General features: G+C 67.0%; 19 protein-coding genes, 2 pseudogenes and 1 riboswitch. Of the genes and pseudogenes, 8 read left to right on the forward strand and 13 right to left on the reverse strand.

Annotation, left to right across the window (positions count from 1 at the left end):
• Positions 1-49: 49 nt before the first annotated feature.
• From V6M49_RS11440 to V6M49_RS11450, 3 genes are all read right to left on the reverse strand, one after another.
• Positions 50-1,348 carry a deoxyguanosinetriphosphate triphosphohydrolase gene (locus V6M49_RS11440; RefSeq protein WP_442959717.1) on the reverse strand — a complete coding sequence of 433 codons (1,299 nt, stop codon included), beginning with the start codon at positions 1,346-1,348 and terminating at the stop codon, positions 50-52.
• Complete coding sequence (gene dusB / locus V6M49_RS11445) at positions 1,332-2,510, reverse strand: tRNA dihydrouridine synthase DusB (protein WP_332761185.1); 1,179 nt, start codon at positions 2,508-2,510, stop codon at positions 1,332-1,334. Before dusB ends, V6M49_RS11440 begins: the two co-directional genes overlap by 17 nt.
• A 76-nt stretch (positions 2,511-2,586) precedes the next feature.
• Positions 2,587-4,050 (reverse strand): YibE/F family protein, encoded by a 1,464-nt coding sequence (locus V6M49_RS11450; RefSeq protein WP_141139960.1) that lies wholly within the window; start codon positions 4,048-4,050, stop codon positions 2,587-2,589.
• An 80-nt stretch (positions 4,051-4,130) separates the two neighbouring features.
• Between V6M49_RS11450 and V6M49_RS11455 the strand changes: the two genes are divergently transcribed.
• Both V6M49_RS11455 and V6M49_RS11460 read left to right on the forward strand, forming a co-directional pair.
• Positions 4,131-4,871: an alpha/beta hydrolase gene (locus tag V6M49_RS11455; RefSeq protein ID WP_332761186.1), complete on the forward strand. Its 741-nt coding sequence runs from the start codon at positions 4,131-4,133 to the stop codon at positions 4,869-4,871.
• Positions 4,868-5,668: a DUF1295 domain-containing protein gene (locus V6M49_RS11460; protein ID WP_332761187.1), complete on the forward strand. Its 801-nt coding sequence runs from the start codon at positions 4,868-4,870 to the stop codon at positions 5,666-5,668. The genes V6M49_RS11455 and V6M49_RS11460 overlap by 4 nt, the downstream gene beginning before the upstream one ends.
• A gap of 86 nt (positions 5,669-5,754) precedes the next feature.
• Here V6M49_RS11460 and V6M49_RS11465 read toward each other — a convergent pair whose 3' ends face one another.
• The 3 genes from V6M49_RS11465 to V6M49_RS11475 form a co-directional block, all read right to left on the reverse strand.
• Positions 5,755-6,783: a GNAT family N-acetyltransferase gene (locus tag V6M49_RS11465; protein WP_141139957.1), complete on the reverse strand. Its 1,029-nt coding sequence runs from the start codon at positions 6,781-6,783 to the stop codon at positions 5,755-5,757.
• Positions 6,784-6,785: 2 nt separating this feature from the next.
• Positions 6,786-8,171 (reverse strand): glycine--tRNA ligase, encoded by a 1,386-nt coding sequence (locus V6M49_RS11470; protein ID WP_332761188.1) that lies wholly within the window; start codon positions 8,169-8,171, stop codon positions 6,786-6,788.
• Between the two features lie 128 nt (positions 8,172-8,299).
• The gene (locus tag V6M49_RS11475; protein ID WP_332761189.1) at positions 8,300-9,322 is read right to left on the reverse strand and encodes a DMT family transporter; all 1,023 of its coding nucleotides are present in this window, start codon (positions 9,320-9,322) and stop codon (positions 8,300-8,302) included.
• A gap of 33 nt (positions 9,323-9,355) precedes the next feature.
• Between V6M49_RS11475 and V6M49_RS11480 the strand changes: the two genes are divergently transcribed.
• The gene (locus V6M49_RS11480) at positions 9,356-9,589 is read left to right on the forward strand and encodes an RNA-binding S4 domain-containing protein (RefSeq protein ID WP_104063054.1); all 234 of its coding nucleotides are present in this window, start codon (positions 9,356-9,358) and stop codon (positions 9,587-9,589) included.
• An 82-nt stretch (positions 9,590-9,671) separates the two neighbouring features.
• On the opposite strand, the gene V6M49_RS11485 is transcribed toward V6M49_RS11480, so the two are convergent.
• The gene (locus V6M49_RS11485; protein ID WP_141139954.1) at positions 9,672-10,322 is read right to left on the reverse strand and encodes an alpha/beta hydrolase; all 651 of its coding nucleotides are present in this window, start codon (positions 10,320-10,322) and stop codon (positions 9,672-9,674) included.
• A 95-nt stretch (positions 10,323-10,417) separates the two neighbouring features.
• Here V6M49_RS11485 and V6M49_RS11490 point away from each other — a divergent pair, with 95 nt between their 5' ends.
• The 3 genes from V6M49_RS11490 to V6M49_RS11500 are packed head-to-tail and all read left to right on the forward strand — an operon-like array spanning position 10,418 to position 13,073.
• On the forward strand, positions 10,418-11,266 hold the full coding sequence (locus tag V6M49_RS11490) for an SGNH/GDSL hydrolase family protein (protein ID WP_141142009.1): 849 nt from the start codon (positions 10,418-10,420) through the stop codon (positions 11,264-11,266).
• Between the two features lie 12 nt (positions 11,267-11,278).
• A complete protein-coding gene (locus tag V6M49_RS11495) occupies positions 11,279-12,514 on the forward strand; it encodes a winged helix DNA-binding domain-containing protein (protein ID WP_332761190.1) in 1,236 nt (411 codons plus the stop codon).
• 13 nt (positions 12,515-12,527) lie between these two features.
• The gene (locus tag V6M49_RS11500; protein ID WP_332761191.1) at positions 12,528-13,073 is read left to right on the forward strand and encodes a hypothetical protein; all 546 of its coding nucleotides are present in this window, start codon (positions 12,528-12,530) and stop codon (positions 13,071-13,073) included.
• A 97-nt stretch (positions 13,074-13,170) separates the two neighbouring features.
• Here V6M49_RS11500 and metX read toward each other — a convergent pair whose 3' ends face one another.
• Both metX and V6M49_RS11510 read right to left on the reverse strand, forming a co-directional pair.
• Complete coding sequence (metX, locus tag V6M49_RS11505; RefSeq protein WP_332761192.1) at positions 13,171-14,286, reverse strand: homoserine O-acetyltransferase MetX; 1,116 nt, start codon at positions 14,284-14,286, stop codon at positions 13,171-13,173.
• Positions 14,287-14,298: 12 nt separating this feature from the next.
• Positions 14,299-14,413, reverse strand: a riboswitch (SAM riboswitch).
• Between the two features lie 89 nt (positions 14,414-14,502).
• Positions 14,503-14,677, reverse strand: a pseudogene (locus tag V6M49_RS11510) (O-acetylhomoserine aminocarboxypropyltransferase); the annotation flags it as partial.
• 237 nt (positions 14,678-14,914) lie between these two features.
• On the opposite strand from V6M49_RS11510, the gene V6M49_RS11515 reads away from it, so the two are divergent.
• Positions 14,915-15,553 carry a VOC family protein gene (locus V6M49_RS11515; protein WP_141139952.1) on the forward strand — a complete coding sequence of 213 codons (639 nt, stop codon included), beginning with the start codon at positions 14,915-14,917 and terminating at the stop codon, positions 15,551-15,553.
• Between the two features lie 125 nt (positions 15,554-15,678).
• Here the strand turns inward: V6M49_RS11515 and V6M49_RS11520 are convergent, their stop codons facing one another.
• Positions 15,679-16,458 carry a CPBP family intramembrane glutamic endopeptidase gene (locus V6M49_RS11520; protein ID WP_332761193.1) on the reverse strand — a complete coding sequence of 260 codons (780 nt, stop codon included), beginning with the start codon at positions 16,456-16,458 and terminating at the stop codon, positions 15,679-15,681.
• A 168-nt stretch (positions 16,459-16,626) separates the two neighbouring features.
• Between V6M49_RS11520 and V6M49_RS11525 the strand changes: the two genes are divergently transcribed.
• The gene (locus V6M49_RS11525; RefSeq protein WP_210412414.1) at positions 16,627-17,283 is read left to right on the forward strand and encodes a histidine phosphatase family protein; all 657 of its coding nucleotides are present in this window, start codon (positions 16,627-16,629) and stop codon (positions 17,281-17,283) included.
• Positions 17,284-17,300: 17 nt separating this feature from the next.
• On the opposite strand, the gene V6M49_RS11530 is transcribed toward V6M49_RS11525, so the two are convergent.
• The 3 genes and pseudogenes from V6M49_RS11530 to V6M49_RS11540 all read right to left on the reverse strand — a co-directional run.
• The gene (locus V6M49_RS11530) at positions 17,301-18,089 is read right to left on the reverse strand and encodes a DeoR/GlpR family DNA-binding transcription regulator (protein WP_332761194.1); all 789 of its coding nucleotides are present in this window, start codon (positions 18,087-18,089) and stop codon (positions 17,301-17,303) included.
• A 97-nt stretch (positions 18,090-18,186) separates the two neighbouring features.
• Positions 18,187-19,398, reverse strand: a complete 1,212-nt coding sequence (gene hutI / locus V6M49_RS11535; RefSeq protein ID WP_332761195.1) for an imidazolonepropionase — start codon at positions 19,396-19,398, stop codon at positions 18,187-18,189.
• Between the two features lie 12 nt (positions 19,399-19,410).
• Positions 19,411-19,566 (reverse strand): annotated as a pseudogene (locus V6M49_RS11540) (NAD(P)/FAD-dependent oxidoreductase); the annotation flags it as partial.

Raw genomic sequence — 19,566 nt, forward strand, 5'->3', positions numbered from 1 at the left:
GCCATCCTAGTCCCGGGGTCCGACAGCGGACGCGTCGCTATGGCGTCTGTCACCACAGCGAGGGAAGGCTCCCCACGAGCCGTTCGTACATAGCCAGCGCCGAGCCGTCTGTCAGCGACGCCACCTGGTCGATGACCACCCTGAGCCGTGCGCCGTCGTCGGGCGCGTCCCGCCAGTCAGCCGCGAACATGGGCTCCAGGTGGCGGTCCCCCGTGGCGCTCAGGGCGGTGACCAGCGCGTGCAGCACCTCGCGCTGGCGCTCGTAGATGGGCTGGCGGTGTTCGGTGGTCATCACAAACGTGGTGGCCAGGCCCTTCATGACCGCGATCTCCATGACCGTCTCGTCCGGGACCATCAGCTCAGCGCTGTACCGGGTGAGGTTTTCCGGGCCGTAGACGGCGCGGGTGGCCTCCAGGGCGCTCTGGCAGAACCGGCCGATCAGCTGGCTGGTCATGTCCTTCAGGGCGGCCATGGACTTGCGGCTGCCGTCGGCCTCGCGGACCCACACGTCGGTGGCTTCCAACCGGGCCAGGGCGGCATCGATCGCCGCGGGGTCGTTGTGTGGGAGGTACCACTGCTTGGCGTAGCCCACCACACGGGCCCGGTGGTCCGGGTTGTCCATCCAGCGCAGCTGGAAGTGCCCGGCCACGATCGCGTCCTCGACGTCGTGCACGGAATAGGAAATGTCGTCGGCCAGGTCCATAACCTGCGCCTCCAGGCACGAGCGGCGTTCCGGCGCACCCTCCCGGATCCAGTTGAAGATGGGAAGATCATCCTCGTAGGCGCCGAACTTGCTGGTGCGCTGGCCATGGATGACCGGCGCGTTCAGCGCGGACCAGGGGTATTTCGCCGCCGCATCCAGGCTGGCCCTCGTGAGGTTCAGGCCGGCCGGGCGCCCGTCGGTGGCCAGGACCTTGGGCTCCAGCCGGGTAAGCAGCCGGAGGGTCTGGGCGTTGCCTTCGAAGCCGCCGATGGCATGTGCCACCTCGTTCAGGGCGGACTCGCCGTTGTGCCCGAACGGCGGGTGCCCCAGGTCATGGCTCAGGCAGGCGGTGTCCACCACGTCCGGGTCGCAGCCCAGGGCGCGGCCCAGTTCCCGTCCCACCTGGGCAACCTCTAGGCTGTGGGTCAGCCGGGTGCGGACGAAGTCGTCGGTGTCCGGGGCAACTACCTGCGTTTTCGCGCCGAGGCGGCGCAGGGCGGAAGAGTGCAGCACCCGGGCGCGGTCCCGCTCAAAGTCGGAGCGGTAGTTGTTTTTGGGCGGTTCCTCCACCCAGCGGGCGGAATCGTGGGCCTCGTAGCCGGGCAGGGCCTGTGCCGTGGTGCGCGTCTCAGCCACCGGAAACATCCAGCTCCGCGGCGGAGATGTCCTGGGACTGCGCGGCGTTCAGGGCACGGGATTCCAGCCAGTCCTTGGGCAGGGCCGGCTTTTTGGGCGAGCCTGCGCGGCCGCGCGGGCCTTCGGCATCCACGCCGGGGTACGGCGAGCCCAGGTCCAGCTGGTCCAGCGTGTCGCGCAGCACCTCCAGGCTGGTCACCATGGCCAGTTTGGTCCGCAGTTCACTGCCCACCACATAGCCCTTGAAGTACCAGGCCATGTGTTTGCGGATCTCGCGGAGGGCTTTGCCCTCATCACCGAAGGTTTCCACCATCAGCTCAGCGTGCCGGTAGACGCTCTCGGCCACCTTGCCCAGGTCCGGCTGGTGGCGGACATCGCTTCCCTCGAAGGCCGCCATGAGGTCGCCGAACAGCCACGGGCGTCCCTGGCAGCCGCGGCCCACCACCACGCCGTCGACGCCGGTTTCGCGGACCATCCGGACGGCATCTTCCGCGGACCAGATGTCGCCGTTGCCCAGGACGGGAATGTCCGGCAGCGCCTCGCGCAGGCGGGCGATTGCGGTCCAGTCGGCCTGGCCGGAGTAGAACTGCGCCGCGGTGCGGCCGTGAAGCGCGACGGCGGCGACCCCGGCATCGCGGGCGATCCGGCCGGCGTCGAGGTACGTCAGGTGGTCATCGTCGATGCCCTTGCGCATCTTGATGGTGAGCGGGACATTGCCCCTGGACGCTTCCTTGACCGCGGTCTGGACAATCGACGTGAAGAGGTCGGTCTTCCAGGGCAGGGCGGACCCGCCGCCGCGCCGGGTCACCTTGGGAACGGGGCAGCCGAAGTTCAGGTCGATGTGGTCCGCACGGTCCTCTTCGACCAGCATGCGCACTGCCTGGCCCACCGTAACGGGGTCCACGCCGTACAGCTGGACGGAGCGGACTTTTTCGTCGTCGTCGTGCGAGATGATGCGCAGTGATTCGGGTGTGCGTTCAACAAGGGCGCGTGAGGTGACCATCTCCGCCACGTACAGGCCGCCGCCGTATTCACGGCACAAACGACGGAATGCGGAGTTGGTGATGCCCGCCATGGGAGCCAGGATCACGGGGGTGTCCACCGTGATGGGGCCCAGCTTCAGGGGCGGGAGTTCCAGCTTGGGGGCGGGAGGCGTTGCGGTAACAGTCACTTGTCCATTGTCGCAAAGGCGGGCAAATCCGCGCGCCGGGCCCATTTGAGTCCCCTGGCGTCGTTCAGCTGCCCGTTCAGCCGCGGTCTGCCCGGCGTCCCCTCCGGGTGGTGGCGGGATCGTCGGAACCTTCCGTGGACTGCCGTGACCGCCTCTCGAAAGCGGCCGCCGCGAGCGCACCGGTATCGTCGACGTCGTCCGCGTTGATGGCGGCGGCGCCCGAGGTGCCGTCGGGGCGGCGGTCTTCGTCCGGGACGCCGATGGCGGACTGTCCGGCCGTCCGGACGCCGGTGGCCTTGACCACCAGCACGGCGATCAGGGTGGTCACCGGGATGGCGAGGACCAGGCCTATGGAGCCGACGAGCGTGCGGATGACTTCTTCGGACAGCTCGGCACTGGTCAGGGTGTCCCCCAGCGGCCGGTCATACAGCATCACAATGATCAGGATGGGCAGGGCTGCGCCGGCGTAGGCGAACGCGATGGTGTAGACCGTGGAGGCGATGTGGTCCCGGCCGATCCGCATGGCGGACGTGAAGAGCTTGCGGGCGCTGGTGCCGGGAGCCAATTCGTAGAGTTCCCAGACGGCGGACGATTGCGTGATGGTGACGTCGTTCAGGACACCAAGGCCGGAGATGATGAGGCCGCACAGGATCACCCCGGAAATGGAGATGTTGGCCGAGGTATTGATCAGGGTGGTGGCGTCATGGCTGCCCACTCCGGCGAGGTTGGCGGCGTCGGTGGCCCAGGCTGCCAACAGCGCCGTGATGGCCAGGCCGAACATCGTGCCCAGCAGCGCCGTTGATGTGCGGGCCGAGAATCCGTGGGCAAAATACAGGACCCCGATCATGATCACCGTTGATCCCACCAGGGCCAGCAGCAGCGGAGGTTTGCCCTCCACGAGCCCGGGCAACATAAAGCTGGCAAGGACGAAATACGCGCCCACCAGCCCCAGCAGTGCCCGGAGTCCGCGCCAGCGCGCCACCGCGATGACCACCAGGGCATAGAGGAGCGCCAGGATCACGATGGGGAGGGTACGGACGAAGTCAACGAAGATGTAGGCCGGGGACCCCTGCGACGCCGCGGCGCCCTGGGCGTTGGAAAGGTTCAGGTACCTGATCTGGTCCCCCGGCTTCACGCCATGGGATTGTGCCACTTCCGGGTTGACCACCACTTTGACGGGGCTGCCGCCCTGGTCCGGTTCCGTAAAGGCAAACATGCAGTCGGAACCGGCGGGGGCGGGCTGGCCGCTGGTGTCCGAGGATTGGCCGGGGGCGGTGGAGCCCTGCATGCAGCTTTCTTCCACGACACTCTGGACCTTGCCCGTATCGAACGTGACGCCGGGCGCCGCCGAATAGGGGTTGGCGAGGGAGATGCCGTCCTTGGACCCGGACGGCCACAGCATGGCCATGCCCGCCAGGGTCAGAAGCGTCAGCGGCACCAGCACCGCGGCCAGGATGCGGTTTGCCTTCCGGCGTGCAGCAATCGCCTGGGCCGTCGGCTCCGAATGATCTGTTGAAACGTGGGTGTGACCGGAGCCCATCAGCAGTTGAACCTCATACCTTGAACTCTACGTCCGGCGCCTTAGGGTTGGTAAATGGCAGGAACCGGGAGGAACCACGCGTGACGGACCGCAGCACTGAATTCCACACCAACGGACCTGCTGCGAGGCGGGAGGCGGCACTCACTGTGCTGGCGGCCCCCGGGACAACGCGGGGCGTGGCCCTGGTCCTGCACGGGGGCAAGGCACACAGCTTTGAGCCCGTGGAGGCACGCCACCTGAGCCCGCTGCGCATGGTCACGTTCGCCCGTCACCTGCACCGTGCCGGGAAGGACCACGGGCTGGCGGTGTGGTCCCTGCGGAACAGCGTGCGTGGCTGGAACGGGCCGGACAGGTCCGCACTGCAGGATGCCCGCTGGGCCCTCCAGCAAATCAGTGCGGAGCACCCTGGGGTTCCCGTGTATCTGGTGGGGCATTCCATGGGCGGCCTCACCGCTGTGACCGCCGCGGACCATCCGCAGGTGGACGCCGTGGTGGCGCTGGCCCCGTGGCTCAGCCCGGAGACACCCGCCACCCCGCTCGCCGGACGCAAGGTCCTGATTGTCCACGGTGCCGGAGACCATATGACCAGCCCGTCCCAGTCCTTGGCGTTTGCGCGCCGGGCCAGCGGGACAGCAGCTTCCATGCAGTATGTTTCGCTGCGCGGTGCCGGGCATTTTATGGTGCGCCGCGGCCGGCTGTGGCACACGTTGGCCACCAGTTTTGTGATGAAGGCTTTCGCCGTTCGCACCGGATTCACGCACCAGGCCGCTCGCACGCTGGCTGAACTGGTGCCCGGGTCCGCCGCCGAAGTGGCCCTGTGAGCCCTTTTCCCTGGGCGGCATTCGCCGCGTCATTACCCTGGACAGCACTGGCAGTCCTGGCGGTCCTGGCGCTGACGTTCGGCGTGGCCGTCCGGCAAGGCCGGCACTCGGTGATGGACGTCGCGTGGGGCCCCGGCTTCGTTGCGGTGGCCGTGGTGTCCTGGTTCCTGTCGGCCGGATCGGGCGATGACACCCGCCGAGCCTTGTTGCTTCTGTTGACGGCGGTCTGGGGGTTGCGGCTCGGAGCCCACATTGGGTGGCGGGCGCGCGACGGACATGAAGACCCGCGCTACAAGGCCCTGCTGGACCCGGCGCCCGGATCCAGGAACGCGTTTGCGCTCCGCCGTGTCTACCTGCCGCAGGGCGTGGTTATGTTTTTTGTGTCCGTGACGCTGCAGGTGGGGATGTTCGCCACCGGGCCTGTGGGGTGGGTGGCCGTGCTCGGCGTCCTGCTGTGGGTCACGGGGTTTGTGTTCGAGACTGTGGGCGACTGGCAGCTGGCCCGGTTCAAGAAGGATCCGTCCCGCCGCGGCACAGTGCTGGATACCGGTTTGTGGCGGTACACCCGGCATCCCAACTATTTCGGCGATGCGGCCGTCTGGACGGGGCTTTTCTTCATTGCCGCGGACTCCTGGCCGGGCACCCTGACCATCCTGTCCCCGGCACTGATGGTGTGGACGCTCGCCGCGAAGACCGGGAAGCCCCTGACGGAAAAGGCGATGTCCGGACGGCCCGGTTACCGGGAATATGTCGAGGCCACCAGCGGCTTCATCCCGTGGCTGCCCAAACGCCGGTGACCTCCCCAAGCAAAACTAGGTCGCAGCAGGTGTCGTTATGACGGCTCATAACGACACCTGCTGCGACCCAGTTGGGGGTGGTGGGGTCAGTCCGAGACGATCAGCGTTTCGGCACCGGCCTGGCGCGCCTTGCCGGTTTCCAGCAAGGGCTCGACGGCGGCGCGCAGCGCTGTCATCGAATCGTCCAGTTCCAGCATGACCGGGTGCTGGTACGCGAGGAGTGAGAGCAGGTCACGGACGGCGGCTGCGGCGTCGTCCGCCTCAAGCGCGGGCTCGTGGCCCACAAACACATCCGTGGCCTTCGCGCCCTGGGCCGACGCATCCGCCGTCGGGTCCTGGGCTGCCTCCGCGTAGCTCACCGCAAAGGCGCGGATCCGGCCCTTCTTGCTGGGGGAAACCCCGGCGCCAAAGGCGGATCCCGGTTCGGCGCGCAGCACCAGCGCACCGTGGGCGCCGGTGAGATCATCCAGGAACAGCTTCTGCACCTGCCCCACCGACAGCACCCCCGGCGAATCCCAGCCGTGGATCGACGTGTAATACCGCCCCACGACGTCGGTCAGCTCAACCGAGCCGGTGGCGAGGTCCATCACGACGTCGGAACCGGCGTTTTCGTCGTTGGCCAGCCCGCCGCCGTCGTTCTTCGCAGGGAACACGGGCAGCTTGAGGGCACCCGGCTCCACTACCACCAGCCGGGAACGCTGGATGGGCGCGAGCCCGAACGCCTCGGCGAACGCGGCGCCCGGACTGCCCGGCTGCACTTTCGCGCGCAGCCTGGTAACGCCCGACGGCGCCTGCTCGGCTTCACGGCGCAGCATGGTCAGGAGCGTGGCACCGATGCCGGCGCGGCGGTGATCGCGCGCCACCTCGATGTAGGTCCACAGCCGCTCCGGGTGCAGCGAGGCCTCGTAGACAACGCCCGCCGCCACCGGAATGCCAATGCCGTCAATGACGTCCTCGGCCACGATGCAGCGGCGCCACGGGGTGCCGTCCGTGCCGGCCGAGGAGACGGCCAGGGCACCGCGGAACTGCCGGGCCTGCTCGGTCTCCGGGCCGCCCCAGACTTCCAGCAGCGTCAGGTCATCGCCCTCAAGCCATTCGCGGTATTCGATGGCCATGCTCAGGCGCCGATCAGGCGGGCGGCCAGGTAGCCTTCCACCTTGTCCAGCGAGACGCGTTCCTGGCTCATGGTGTCGCGTTCGCGGATGGTCACGGCCTGGTCCTCGAGGGTGTCGAAGTCCACGGTGATGCAGAACGGGGTGCCGATCTCATCCTGGCGGCGGTAGCGGCGGCCGATCGCGCCGGCGTCGTCGAAGTCGATGTTCCAGTTCTTGCGCAGCTGCGCGCCCAGGTCCTTGGCCTTCGGCGAGAGGTCCTCGTTGCGGCTCAGCGGCAGCACCGCAGCCTTGACGGGGGCCAGGCGCGGGTCAAGGCGCAGGACGGTACGGACGTCGACGCCGCCCTTGGCATTGGGTGCCTCGTCCTCGGTGTACGCGTCCACCAGGAACGCCATGAAAGAGCGTGTGAGGCCCGCGGCCGGCTCGATCACGTACGGGGTGTAGCGCTCGTTGGTGGCCTGGTTGAAGTAGCTCAGGTCCTGGCCGGAGGCCTTGGAGTGCGTGGTGAGGTCGAAGTCGGTGCGGTTGGCGATGCCTTCGAGCTCGCCCCATTCGGAGCCCTGGAAGCCGAAGCGGTATTCGATGTCCGTGGTGCCCTTGGAGTAGTGGCTGAGCTTGTCCAGCGGGTGCTCGAAGAAGCGCAGGTTCTCTTCCCGGATGCCCAGGCCGGTGTACCAGGACATGCGCTCTTTCATCCAGTACTGGTGCCACTCTTCGTCCGTGCCGGGCTCGACGAAGAACTCCATTTCCATCTGCTCGAACTCACGGGTGCGGAAGATGAAGTTGCCCGGTGTGATCTCGTTGCGGAAGGACTTGCCGATCTGGCCGATGCCGAAGGGCGGCTTCTTGCGGGAGGTGGTCAGGACGTTGCTGAAGTTCACAAAAATGCCCTGGGCCGTTTCGGGGCGCAGGTAGTGCATGCCTTCGTCGCTGGCCACCGGGCCGAGGAAGGTCTTGAGCAGGCCGGAGAACTCCTGGGGTTCGGTCCATTCGCCGCGCGTGCCGCAGTTGACGCAGGCAATGTCCTTCAGGCCGTTCTCGGCGGGGCGGCCCTTCTTTTCCTCGTACTCTTCCTCGAGGTGGTCGGCACGGTAGCGCTTGTGGCAGGAGAGGCACTCCACGAGCGGGTCCGAGAAGACATCAACGTGGCCGGAGGCTTCCCATACCTGGCGGGGCAGGATGACGGAGGAATCCAGGCCCACCACGTCCTCGCGGCCGCGGACCATGGACTGCCACCACTGGCGCTTGATGTTTTCCTTCAGCTCGGCGCCGAGGGGTCCGTAGTCCCAGGCAGAGCGCGAGCCTCCGTAGATTTCACCGGCCTGGAACACAAAACCCCTTCGCTTGGAAAGGGAAATGACCTGGTCGAGTACGGATTTTGCTGCCATGGTGGACTCCAATTTCTACAGGGCCGCTGGGTGCGGTCCGCGGGTATCTGGCCCCGCTGCACGTGGGTGCATCACCGCTGGGTGCGGGCGGGGCGGGCGAAGGAACGAGATGCAGAGAACTGCGTGTCCTAGCCTACCGGCCGCTGCCTCCGGAAGGCGCCCCTCGGCCACGGCAGTGTGGCCAGGATGATGGCGGCCAGCGTCAGCAGTGTGCCCAGGACGGTGGCCGGGGCCACGATGCTTCCCGGGGCCGGCACCAGGAGGTCCAGCCCCAGGGAGCCAAGGAGCTGTCCGGCGATCATGCCGAGCCCGGTCACCAGCACTCCCAGGCTGCGGACCAGCAGCGCACCCAGACCGATGAACACACAGCCCATGGGCCCGCCCAGGTAGTACCACCACTCGGCCGGCAACGGATTGCCCGGCCCAAATACAGCCACCTTGACGGCCAAGGCAATCCACAGGAACACGGAGCCGGCCACGAAGTTCACCAGCGTGGCGGCGACGGGCGAACCGTAGTGGACCGTGGCGGTCCCGTTCATGGCCTGTTGGAAGCTCATCAGGAACCCGGCCAGGACAGGGAGGATCAACGGCAGAATCAAGGTTTCCAGCCCGCCTGCTCCGTCCGCAGGAGCGCCAGGAGCGCCCGGGGAGCCCGGCGAGACAGCCAGCCGCGGCGAAACCGCCCACGCCACGGCGGCGACCGTCAGCACGCAGCCGATGATCCGCATGGGAGTCACGGCCCTCTTGCCGGCCGGTCCGATGCCCAGCCGGTCCACCAGCAGCCCGCTCAGGGTCTGCCCGGTCACGGCGGCCACGGTAAACAGTGCCACGCCCAGGATGCCCACGGTGAAGGACTGCGCGAAGACAAATAGGGCACCGATGCCGCCGGCCAGCACGTACACGGGCGGGAAAGCCCGGGTCCGGACCGCCGGCAGGATCCTGGCCAGGCCGGCGCGGCCGCTGGGCAGGATCAGGGAGATCAGGATCATCACCACCAGTCCGGTGCTGAAACCCACCACGGCCGAGGCGATGCCGTCGTTGAGCCGTACCCCGAGGGCCCCGTTGATCCGGCCCTGGACGGGAATGGCCAGTCCCGCGCCGACGGCCAGCGGGAGCCCCGCGAAGCGCGGCAGCCGTGGGGTGGGGGTCATTGGATTCACCTTACGTCAGGCATTATTGCTTGTATGAGCAACCAGGACATTCAAGAGATCCCCATCCGCGACAGCATGATCCGTCTTGGCCAGCTCCTGAAGCTCGCCAGCCTGGTGGAGGACGGCGTGGAAGCCGCCGAACTGATCAAAAACGGACTCGTCAAGGTCAACGGCGAGATCGAGGACCGCCGCGGACGCCAGCTGCACAACGGCGACACCGTCACCGTCAACGGGCAGACCGTGCAGGTTGTGGCACCGGAAGCCTGATTTAACAGGCCTGGCTCAGCCTCAGACGGTGAGGACAGCGTAAGCGGCCGGCGGCACTGTGCCGCCGGCCGCCGTCGTACGTTTATTTGTTCAGCACCTCGTGCGTCAGGAACTCGGAGACGTGCCCGATTTCCTGCTGGTTGATGCCGTGCCACATGCCCGTGTAGAGCACCTTGGTGAGCTTGACGTGTCCGCGCACCCAGCCCATGGTGTACTCGATCTTGTCGGGCGTGATCACGGGGTCCTGCTGGTCGCGGCCCCAGAAGAGCGGCACTGTACCGTCCAGCTCGCCATCCTTGAACGTAGGGTCCCCGTCCGCGTTGACCACAAAACCGGAAAGCCCGACGACGGCGGCGTAGTCAGCGGGGCGCTGCCGGAGCAGCGTGGTGGCCATCGCCATTCCCATGGAGAAGCCGAGCAGCGTCACCGACGGGTGGTCGGCTTTGACGGTGTCGATCCAGTGCTGTACGTAACCGGCTCCAGCCTTGACGGCGTCGAGCGTGTACTCGATGGAGGCCGTCAGGGGGAACCACATAAACCCGGGGCCCGTGGCCAGTGGCGCCCGGAGTGAGGCAACAACAAAGTCTTCGGGAAGCAAATCCGCCAGGCTCAGCAGGTCCTGTTCGTTGGCGCCGTAGCCGTGGAGCAGCACCAGCAGCGGCTTTCCGGAGCGCTGGTCCTCCGGCCGGGACCACAGAACAACGGGGGCGGGAAATACTTGGGCGTCAGTCATGGTTTCCATTCTTACAGTTACCCAGCGGTAACTACCTACGGTGGCGTAGCTTGTGAGCAAGGAGGCAGGATAGGACCGTGAATGAAGCAAAAGCCATGCAGAGCCCGCCCAGGGCCACGGAAGCCCACCCCTGGAGCCGCTATGTGGCGATGGGGGATTCGTTCACCGAGGGCATCGGCGACCCCGACCCCACAAGCCCCGGCGGCTTCCGCGGCTGGGCAGACCGGGTGGCCGAGGAACTGGGCAGGGGCCAGGCCGACTTCGCCTATGCCAACCTGGCCGTCCGCGGCCGGCTGCTGCAGCAGATCGTGGACCAGCAGCTTGCTCCGTGCCTGGCGCTGAAGCCGGACCTGATCACCCTTTCCGCCGGCGGCAACGATCTCATCAGGCCCGGCGGCGACCCCGACGCCCTCGCCGAAAAACTTGATTCCGTGGTCCAGATCCTGGCCATGGGCGGCGCCACGGTGGTGCTGTTCAACGGTCCGGATACCGGTTCCTCGGTCCTGGGACGGATCCGCAGCAAGGTGGCCATTTACAACGAGAACCTCCGCACCGTGGCCGCCCGCCATGACGCCATCATCGCCGACATGTGGTCGCTTAAGCAGCTGAACGATCCGCAGATGTGGGACGAGGACCGCCTGCATTTTTCGCCGCTGGGACACCACACCATCGCCGCCATGGTGCTGGAATCGCTGAACGTGGACCACACGCTTGAGCCGCTCCGGCCCAAGCCCCTGCCCGCCCGCACGTGGCGGGCAGCCCGCTCCGAGGACCTGGTGTGGGCCCGCGAGTACTTTGTCCCGTGGGTGGTGCGGCGGCTGCGCCACCGCTCCTCCGGCGACGGAATCACCGCAAAACGCCCGACGCCGGGACCCGTGTTCGGCCCGGGCGTTCCGTTGGGATCCGGCGAGGGGCCGCTGGGCACCACCGACGCCCGGCACTAGCGGCGGCCCGGCGTGAGCCAGGGACAGCTCTCCCGGACAGCCATGGATCCGGACGAGGTGGTGCGGCGGCGGCTTCACGCCCAACGGCTGCGCGGGCCCGGCCTGGGCGCCCCGGAGGACGCCGTCCGGCACTTGCTGGCTGTCCAGGCGCAGGAGTTTCCTTACGCCCGCTGGAGCCTGGCGCAAAGGACCGGCAGTCTTGGACCTGCCGGCGGGGCCCCGTCTCGTCGTGGTGCTTCGGAGGCTGCGGTGGCCACAGCCCCGGAGGTGGAGGAGGCGGTGTCCGACGGGCGCATCCTGCGCACCCATATCCTGCGGCCCACCTGGCATTTTGTGCACCGCGAGGATCTTCGCTGGCTGACGGCCTTGTCCGCGCCGCGGCTTCACCAGGGCAACGCGGGCATGTACAGGCAGTCCGGGATTGATGCCGCCGCCGCTGGCCGGAGCGGACAGGTCCTGGCCGAAGCCGTCCGGGGCGGGCCACACCTGACCCGCGAACAGCTGGCTGCGCGGCTGCAGGACGAAGGGTTCGCAGCCACCGGCTTCGGGCTGGCCTACCTGATCATGCACGCCGAGATCAGCGGGATCCTGACCAGCGGGTCGCCAGTGCGCAGTCGGGGCGGGGCCCTGAAGCAGACCTACGCCCTTTTTGACGAGCGTGTACCTGCCGGTCCGGCCATGCCGCCCACCCGGGCCGAAGCGCTCAGCGAGCTCGTCCGGCGCTACTTCACCAGCCGCGGGCCGGCCACGGTCAAGGACTGCGCCGATTGGTCCGGGCTCACCATGGCCGACGTGCGGCTCGGCCTCCAACAGACCCTGGCGGCTGCTCCCGAAACGCTGGCAACGTCGGTGATTGACGGCGTCGAGCATTATTTCGACGCCCGCGCGGAGGGCGGTTCGGAACCCGGCAATGCCGCGGCCGCGGCCGGGCCCCGGATCGACCTGATCCAGTGCTACGACGAATACGTGATGGGCTATTCAGCAACGCGGCACTACCTGGGCGGCAGCGCTCCGGCGTTCCCGGTCGCCGGGGATCCGATGCATGTGGTGCTGCTGGACGGGCGGATGGCCGGCTGCTGGCGGCACACCATGTTCTCCGGCCGCTGTGAGCTGGATATCCGGCTGTCCGCTGCCGCGGGGCCGGCTGTGGAGGATGCCGTGCAGGACGCCGTGGACCGGTACGGGGCCTTCCTGGGCATCCCGGCCGTCCGTGTGGGCTCCGGGGTTAAGCTGGAAGGACACATATGAGAGGCGCTACACCGTGAACAGCTTGTTTTTCTGGATCATCATTCTGTCGTTCGTAATACCGATGGCGATGCGGATGTACCGGAAATCCATGAACAAACGGAACCAGGAGCAGAGCTTTTCCGGGCGCTACCCCGAGCAGTTTCCAGGCGGCGGGCAGTACCCGGGCAGCGATCAGTACCCGGGGCCGCAGAACAAGCAGCCCCGTGACGGCTACACGCAGCAGGATTACATGAGTGGCGGCTTCCGGCAGATCATGAGCCCGGAGCCCCTGCCGCCGAGCCAGCCGTTGCCGCCCATGCAGCCGATTCCTTCTGCGGATCAGCAGTTCCCGCCGTACGGCCAGCCGCAACCCAACGGCCAGCCGGTGCCGGAGCAGCGGATGCCGGAGCAGCGCGCGGAAGCACCGCAGCAGCCTGCCGCCCCCGGCATTCCCCTGCCGCCGTCGGGCCCGCAGGGATACCGTGCCCGGAAACTGGCCGAACTCGACCAGCAGTACAGCAACGGCGAGCTGGCCATGGAGGACTACATGAAGCGCCGCTCCGACATCATGAACGGCTGATCGCTTAGTCAGCGCGAGAGGACACTTGAGGCACTGATTCCAGGGCCTCAAGTGTCCTCTCGCGTTTAAGGGCAGGGGCTCAAGTGTCCTCTGTCGCTTAGATGAGGAAGGTGTCTCGGAGCTGAACGCCGAGCTGGCCGATCTCGGTAAGGAAGCCGTCGTGGCCGATCGGGGCCTCAATAACGTGCACGTCCACGTCGCCCGGGAGCGCGTCAGCCAGTTCACGGGACTGGGACGGGAAGTACAGCCGGTCACTGTTCACCGCAGCCACGAAGAACCTGGCGGTGGCCCGGCCCAAGGCCTCGTTCAGCGAGCCCCGCCCGCGGCAGACGTCGTGGCTCATCAGGGCGTCGGTGATGGCGATGTAGCTGTTGGCATCAAAGCGCCGCACCAGCTTTTTGCCCTGGTGGTCCAGGTAGCTTTCCACCTGGTAGCGGCCCCGCTCCCCCAGCGCTGCCGCCTGGAACGGCGATTCGGGGTGCTGGGCCGACCGGCCGAAGCGGCCATGGAATTCCTCGGCGGAGCGGTAGGTGATGTGCGCGATGCGCCGTGCCAGGGCCAGTCCGTCCTCCGGCAGCGGACCGCCGTAGTAGTCGCCGTCGTTAAAATTGCTGTCCTGGCGGATGGCGAGCGTCTGCGCCTGGGCGAATGCGATCTGTTCGGCCGTGCTGGCGGCACCGATCGAGATGACGGCGCACCGCTGAACCCGTTCCGGGTAGGTGACCGCCCATTCCAGGGCCCGCGCGCCGCCCATGGAACCGCCCAGCACGGCGTACCAGCTCGGGATTCCCAGCTGGTCAGCCAGCCTGGCCTCGGCCGCGGTGGTGTCCCGCAGCGTTACCAACGGAAAGCGGGACCCCCACGGCTTGCCGTCCGGGGCATCCGAGGACGGCCCAGTGGAGCCGTAGCAGCCGCCCACGATGTTGATGGAGACCACAAAGAACCGGTCCGTGTCCACCGGCGCACCGGGCCCGGCCAGCTGTTCCCACCAGCCTGGCTCGTCGCTGTCGCCGCGCGTCACGTGTGTGCTTCCGGTCAGGGCGTGCTCAATCAGGACGGCGTTGGAGCCGTCCGCGTTGAGGGTTCCCCACGTTTCATAGCCGAGGGTGACTTCCGGGAGGTAACCGCCGGCTTCGAGCTCGAGTCCGCCGATGCTGGCGTAACGGACCACCCCGTTTCCGGGTGCTGCAGTACGGGAAATCGTAATCGTCATGGAAGGACCTTTTCTATGCGCTTGCCCACCGTCAATTGACCGGCAGGCCAGGTCCTCACCCGGGGCACCCCACCGCAAAAGAGGGTTGCCGGCCAGCAAGCCGGGGCTGTCGCTGGCACTCATGACCTGCTTTGAGTGTACGAACAGCCCCGGTCTATTGCTAAGCGTGTGACTGGTTATGACTTCGCGGGAGGCCTACTGCGGCTGGCCGGCCGCGTCCTTGCAGGGGGAAATGTTCAGGATCGCAAAGGTTCCAGCGGCCTGTCCCGAGCTCAGCAGCGGCCCCGCGAGTCCGCCCTCCCGGCTGGCAATCCTCTGCTCCACGGCATCCTGCGTGGGGTTGGATCGCCCGTGCGCCGGTGGCGCTGTCCGGCTCCTGGCCAGCGTGGATCTGGCGGGTTTCTAAAGACCATCCGTTCGACGTTCAAGGCTCCTTGATGTGGTGTGGCGCTGCTCGGTTGCGTTCAGTGCGGGAAGCCTTGCCTGACGCGAACAGGATTGTGATGGACGTGGTCAGCGGGCCGTTTATTCTCCTGCTTCCCGGCGGAATGTCCACTCGTGACGCATCAGGATTCCGGTAAGGCTACCCTTAGCTGAGAGCCGGATCACAAAGTGCCAAGATGATGGCATGCGCATGGATCACGTCTCTTACGCCTGTGAACAAGATGGCCTCGTTGCCACCACCGAACGTATTTCGTCCGCCCTCGGCGTTGAAGCCGTGAAGGGTGGAGTGCACCCCCGGTTTGGAACCCGGAACATGATTATTCCCCTCGCGGGCCATAAATACCTGGAAGTCGTGGAGGTCCTGAACCACCCGGCATCGGACAAGGCTCCCTTCGGGCAGGCCGTCCGGGCCCGGTCCGAGGCCGGCGGCGGCTGGATGGGCTGGTGCGTCGAAGTGGACGACCTCGCTCCGTTCGAAAACCGCCTGGGCCGCGCCGCCGTCAACGGCAACCGCAAGTTCCCGGACGGCCGCGAGCTGGTCTGGAAGCAGATCGGCATCCTGGGCCTGATCGCGGACCCCCAGGTCCCGTACATGCTCAAGTGGGAGGGTGACCCCGCCCTGCACCCGTCCAACGCCTATGAGAGCAACGTCAAGATGAGCTGCCTGACCATAGCCGGTTCCGCCGAACGCGTGACGGAATGGCTGGGCGAGCCCGTCGAGAAGCCGCTGGAGGATGTGGCCGTTGACTGGGTGGCTCCGCATGGAACCCCGGGCATCCTGTCCGTAACCTTCGAAACCGCTACCGGAGCAGTCACCATCTGATTGCACGTTCAATAGCTTCGGCCGCCATCAGCGGGTGCCAATGATGCCACCCACCGATGGTGGCCGAATCCTTTAAGGCCGGACCCGGTTCAGTTCACCTGTGCGGCACGGGAACCACGGCTGCCTTACCCCAGGCCCACAGCCCTGCCAAAGAGGCTGAAGCCAACGAAGGCAACGATGTCCAGCAGCGCGTGTGCGACAACCAGCGGCATCACCCGCTTGGTCTTTGTGTAGAGCCAGGCGAAGACCACGCCCATCACTGCGTTGCCGATGAACGGCCCGAAGCCTTGATAAAGGTGGTAGCTGCCGCGGAGCATCGAGCTGGTGAAGATGGCCAGGGGCATGCTCCAGCCGAACTTGCCGAAGCGGTCCAGGAGGTAGCCCACCACAATGACTTCTTCCACGACGGCGTGCCGCAGCGCGGACAGGATCAGGACGGGAACCGTCCACCAATACGAGTCGAGCGCGCTGGGGATGATGGCGGTGGTGATCCCCAGGGCACGTCCCGCTGCGTAGAGGCCCAGCGACGGGATCCCGATCAGCGCCGCGAGGCCAAAGCCCTGCAGCAGGTCACGGCCCGGCCGGGCGAAGTTGAACCCCAGCTTCCGGAAGGCGGACCAGCCTTGGGGGCTCACTCCGGCGCCGGATTGCCGCTGGTCCGTGAGGAAGTAGATGACCAGCAGCACGGGCACAAGGGCGAAAATGATGTCCAGCAGCTGGTAGGTGAGGTCGAAGTATTCGCGGGGGCTCTGTGACCGGTTCAGCGTGGACGTACCCTCGGCCAGCGGTGCACGCGTCATCTTGTCCAGCAGCTGCACCACCGAGTAGACGGCGGACTGCCCCAGGGACAGACCCAGCACAATCCAGACTTCAATCCGCAGCCGACGGCGGGAGGGAACCAACATGGTTCCATCTTGCCTGTAGTTTCTGGTTCTTCGCTGATTCGGGGGTGGCCAGCTCGCCGGGGCTGACCAAAGTGAGAGAGCGTCCGCCGAAAACGCACCAAAAGTGAGGGAGCGTCCTTCGGGCGGCACCTATGCTTGGGGCTTATGAGCGCGCCAGGGAAAATCTTCATGATCCGGCACGGCCAGTCCGCGGCCAATGTCGATACGTCCATCTACAACAGGGTCCCGGACTACCGGATTCCGTTGACACCCCTGGGCCTGGCGCAGGCCACGGCGGCCGGCGAACGGATCCGCCGCGAGCTGGACGGCCGGCAGGTTTGCGTCTACGTCTCCCCGTACCTGCGGGCTCACCAGACCCTGGAGGCACTCAACCTCGGCAATCTCACGGAGCGGGTGATCGAAGAGCCGCGCCTCCGTGAGCAGGACTGGGCCAACTTCCAGATCACCGGCGACATCGAGGACCAGAAGGAACTCCGCAACGCCTACGGCCATTTCTTCTACCGGTTCAGGGAAGGCGAATCCGGCTCCGACGTCTACGACCGGATCTCATCCTTTATGGAGACGCTGTACCGGCACTGGTCCAAACCGGACTACGCCCCCAACACCATGCTGGTCACCCACGGGCTCACCATGCGCCTGTTCTGCATGCGCTGGTTCCACTGGTCGGTGGAGTATTTCGAATCGCTCAACAACCCGGACAATGCCGCGGTGCGGACCCTCCTGCGCACGGACCTGGGCAAGTACGAACTCGACATTCCGTTCAGCCAATGGGTGGACCGCCGGGTGGACGAGACCGTCCTGAATGCGCCGCCGGTGATCTTCTAGGGGTTGTTGCTGCTCGCCTAGTGTGGGGCCACGATCACTTCGGTGCCATTGGCTTCGAACGCTGCCTTATCCTCGGCGGAGATCCCGGAGTCAGTGATCAGGCGGGTGAACGCGTAACCGTCCATGGTGGCGAAGGCTCTGACGCCCACCTTGGAGGAGTCGGCCAGCACGTACGAGATCCGGGCCCGGCTGGCCAGCAGGGCATTCACTGACGCTTCGCCCTCCCCCGTATTGGTGGGACCGACCTCGGCGTCGATGCCGTTCACGCCGATGAAGGCGATGTCCATGACCACCTTCTGCATGATGATGTCGGTGTACGGGCCCACCAGTTCGTACGAACGGGGGTTCAGGATGCCGCCGGTCACCATGACTTTGATGTTGGGGCGGACAGCCAACTGCGCAGCGATGTTGATGGCGTTGGTGACCACCGTCAGGGTGGACTGGTGGCCGGGAGCGTTGAGGTCCTCGCGCGTGGCCAGGATCTGAGCCAGGGCCGTGCTGGTGGTGCCGCCGCAGAGACCGATCACCGCGCCGGGATAAATCAGCGCCGAGGCGGCCTGGGCGATCTGCTCCTTGGCTTCGGCGTGGTCGTCACGGTTGTACCGCCCGGGGAGGTCGTAGGCCAGGGCGCCGGTGGTGGCCCCGCCCCGGGTCCGGGTCAGCAGCCGACGCTTGGCCAGGCTGTCCAGGTCCCGCCGCGCCGTGGCCGGCGAGACCGCAAGCTGGGAGACAATCTCCTCGACCTCCACCTGGCCGGTCTTGGCGAGAATGTCCAGGATGGCCGTCAGGCGGTCGGTGCGGGTCATGGGGGCCTCTCAGCGATCAAACAGTCACCAATATATGACGTTATCTGATCATAACAGGCACAAATGATCACCTCGCAATCACTAAGTGCGTCTGTACTTAGCGTGCCCGTACACCGGCCCGCCACACGGCGTACGTGAGCGGCATGCCCGGGCGGTAAGCGAGATGCGTTGCCGAGGGGGCGTTCAGCATGTGCAGGTCCGCACGATGCCCGACGGCGAGCGAACCCACCGCCCGTTCGCCGTCGGCGTCGCGCCCTGCCTCCCGGTGCAGCGCCAGCGCGCCGCCATACGTTGCGGCGCGCACCGCTTCATGGACGCTCAGGCGCATCTGCAGCACGGCCGTCGCCACGTTGAACGCCATGGAACTGGTGTAGGAGGTACCCGGATTGCAATTGGAAGCCAGCGCCACCTGCACGCCCGCGTCCAACAGTTCACGCCCCGGGGCCAGCGGCTGCCGGGTGGAGAGATCGCACGCGGGGAGGCACGTTGCCACGGTGCCGCGGGCACCAGTGCCGGTTCCCGGGTTCCAGCCCGACCAGCTTTCCGCCAGGACCGCCACATCACGGGCCGACAGGTAGTTCACGTGGTCCACGCTGGCTGCCCCGAGTTCCACCGCCAGCTCCACGCCGGGACCCTCGCCGAGCTGGTTCCCGTGGACGCGGATCCCCAGTCCGGCGGCCCGGCACGCCTCCAGCACACGGCGGGACTGCTCCGCCGTGAAGGCGCCTTCCTCGCAGAAGACGTCCGCCCACCGGACGTACGGCCGGACGGCGTCAAGCATGGGCCCGCAGACGAGATCGGTGTAGGCCTCCGCATCGGTGCCCGCGGGGACAAGGTGGGCACCCAGGTAGGTGACCTCGTCCACGACAGTCGAGGCGATCCGGGCACTCCGGGCCTCGTGCTCAATATCCAGCCCGTAGCCCGTCTTGGTTTCGAGGTAGGTGGTGCCCTGCGACACGGCCTCGGACACACGTGCCATCGCCAGCCGGGTGAGGTCGAAATCGGACGCGCGCCGGGTGGCGTCCATGGTGACGGCGATGCCCCCGGCCGAATACGACTCCCCTGCCATCCGCGCCTCGAACTCCGCCGTGCGGTCGCCGGCGAAGACCAGGTGCGTGTGCGAATCCACCCAGCCCGGCAATACGGCCCGGCCGCCGGCGTCCACGGCGTCGTCGGCCGCCGGCGCATCCGCGGCGGAACCGACCCAGGCGATCCGTTCGCCCTCGATCACCACGGCGGCATTCTTCAGGACGCGGTGTTCCAGGTCCTGGGTCATCAGCTCGGCGATGTTGGTGATCAGGGTGCTCATGGGTTCCATTGTTCAGCGCCGGACGGACCAGCGTGTGGCGGCCAGCGCCTCCACTGTCCGGGATGCCGGATCGTGGGCCGGAGCGGCCGCCCGGTGCCCGGTGCCCTGTCCGGCCAGGATCTGCGCGGCGGCGAGCTCAGCCATGGCCGATGACGTCTGGAAACCGTA

It is taken from the genome of Pseudarthrobacter sp. (genome assembly GCF_036675385.1).
Classification (GTDB): Bacteria; Actinomycetota; Actinomycetes; order Actinomycetales; family Micrococcaceae; genus Arthrobacter.

What these genes read in the sequence shown, in the direction of transcription:
- V6M49_RS11440 (WP_442959717.1), bottom strand. Translation starts at nt 1,348, where the DNA reads ATGTTTCCGGTGGCTGAGACGCGCACCACGGCACAGGCCCTGCCCGGC.
- V6M49_RS11450 (WP_141139960.1), bottom strand. Translation starts at nt 4,050, where the DNA reads ATGGGCTCCGGTCACACCCACGTTTCAACAGATCATTCGGAGCCGACG.
- V6M49_RS11465 (WP_141139957.1), bottom strand. Translation starts at nt 6,783, where the DNA reads ATGGCCATCGAATACCGCGAATGGCTTGAGGGCGATGACCTGACGCTG.
- V6M49_RS11470 (WP_332761188.1), bottom strand. Translation starts at nt 8,171, where the DNA reads ATGGCAGCAAAATCCGTACTCGACCAGGTCATTTCCCTTTCCAAGCGA.
- V6M49_RS11475 (WP_332761189.1), bottom strand. Translation starts at nt 9,322, where the DNA reads ATGACCCCCACCCCACGGCTGCCGCGCTTCGCGGGGCTCCCGCTGGCC.
- V6M49_RS11480 (WP_104063054.1), top strand. Translation starts at nt 9,356, where the DNA reads ATGAGCAACCAGGACATTCAAGAGATCCCCATCCGCGACAGCATGATC.
- V6M49_RS11485 (WP_141139954.1), bottom strand. Translation starts at nt 10,322, where the DNA reads ATGACTGACGCCCAAGTATTTCCCGCCCCCGTTGTTCTGTGGTCCCGG.
- V6M49_RS11490 (WP_141142009.1), top strand. Translation starts at nt 10,418, where the DNA reads ATGCAGAGCCCGCCCAGGGCCACGGAAGCCCACCCCTGGAGCCGCTAT.
- metX (WP_332761192.1), bottom strand. Translation starts at nt 14,286, where the DNA reads ATGACGATTACGATTTCCCGTACTGCAGCACCCGGAAACGGGGTGGTC.
- V6M49_RS11515 (WP_141139952.1), top strand. Translation starts at nt 14,915, where the DNA reads ATGCGCATGGATCACGTCTCTTACGCCTGTGAACAAGATGGCCTCGTT.
- V6M49_RS11520 (WP_332761193.1), bottom strand. Translation starts at nt 16,458, where the DNA reads ATGTTGGTTCCCTCCCGCCGTCGGCTGCGGATTGAAGTCTGGATTGTG.
- V6M49_RS11525 (WP_210412414.1), top strand. Translation starts at nt 16,627, where the DNA reads ATGATCCGGCACGGCCAGTCCGCGGCCAATGTCGATACGTCCATCTAC.
- V6M49_RS11530 (WP_332761194.1), bottom strand. Translation starts at nt 18,089, where the DNA reads ATGACCCGCACCGACCGCCTGACGGCCATCCTGGACATTCTCGCCAAG.
- hutI (WP_332761195.1), bottom strand. Translation starts at nt 19,398, where the DNA reads ATGAGCACCCTGATCACCAACATCGCCGAGCTGATGACCCAGGACCTG.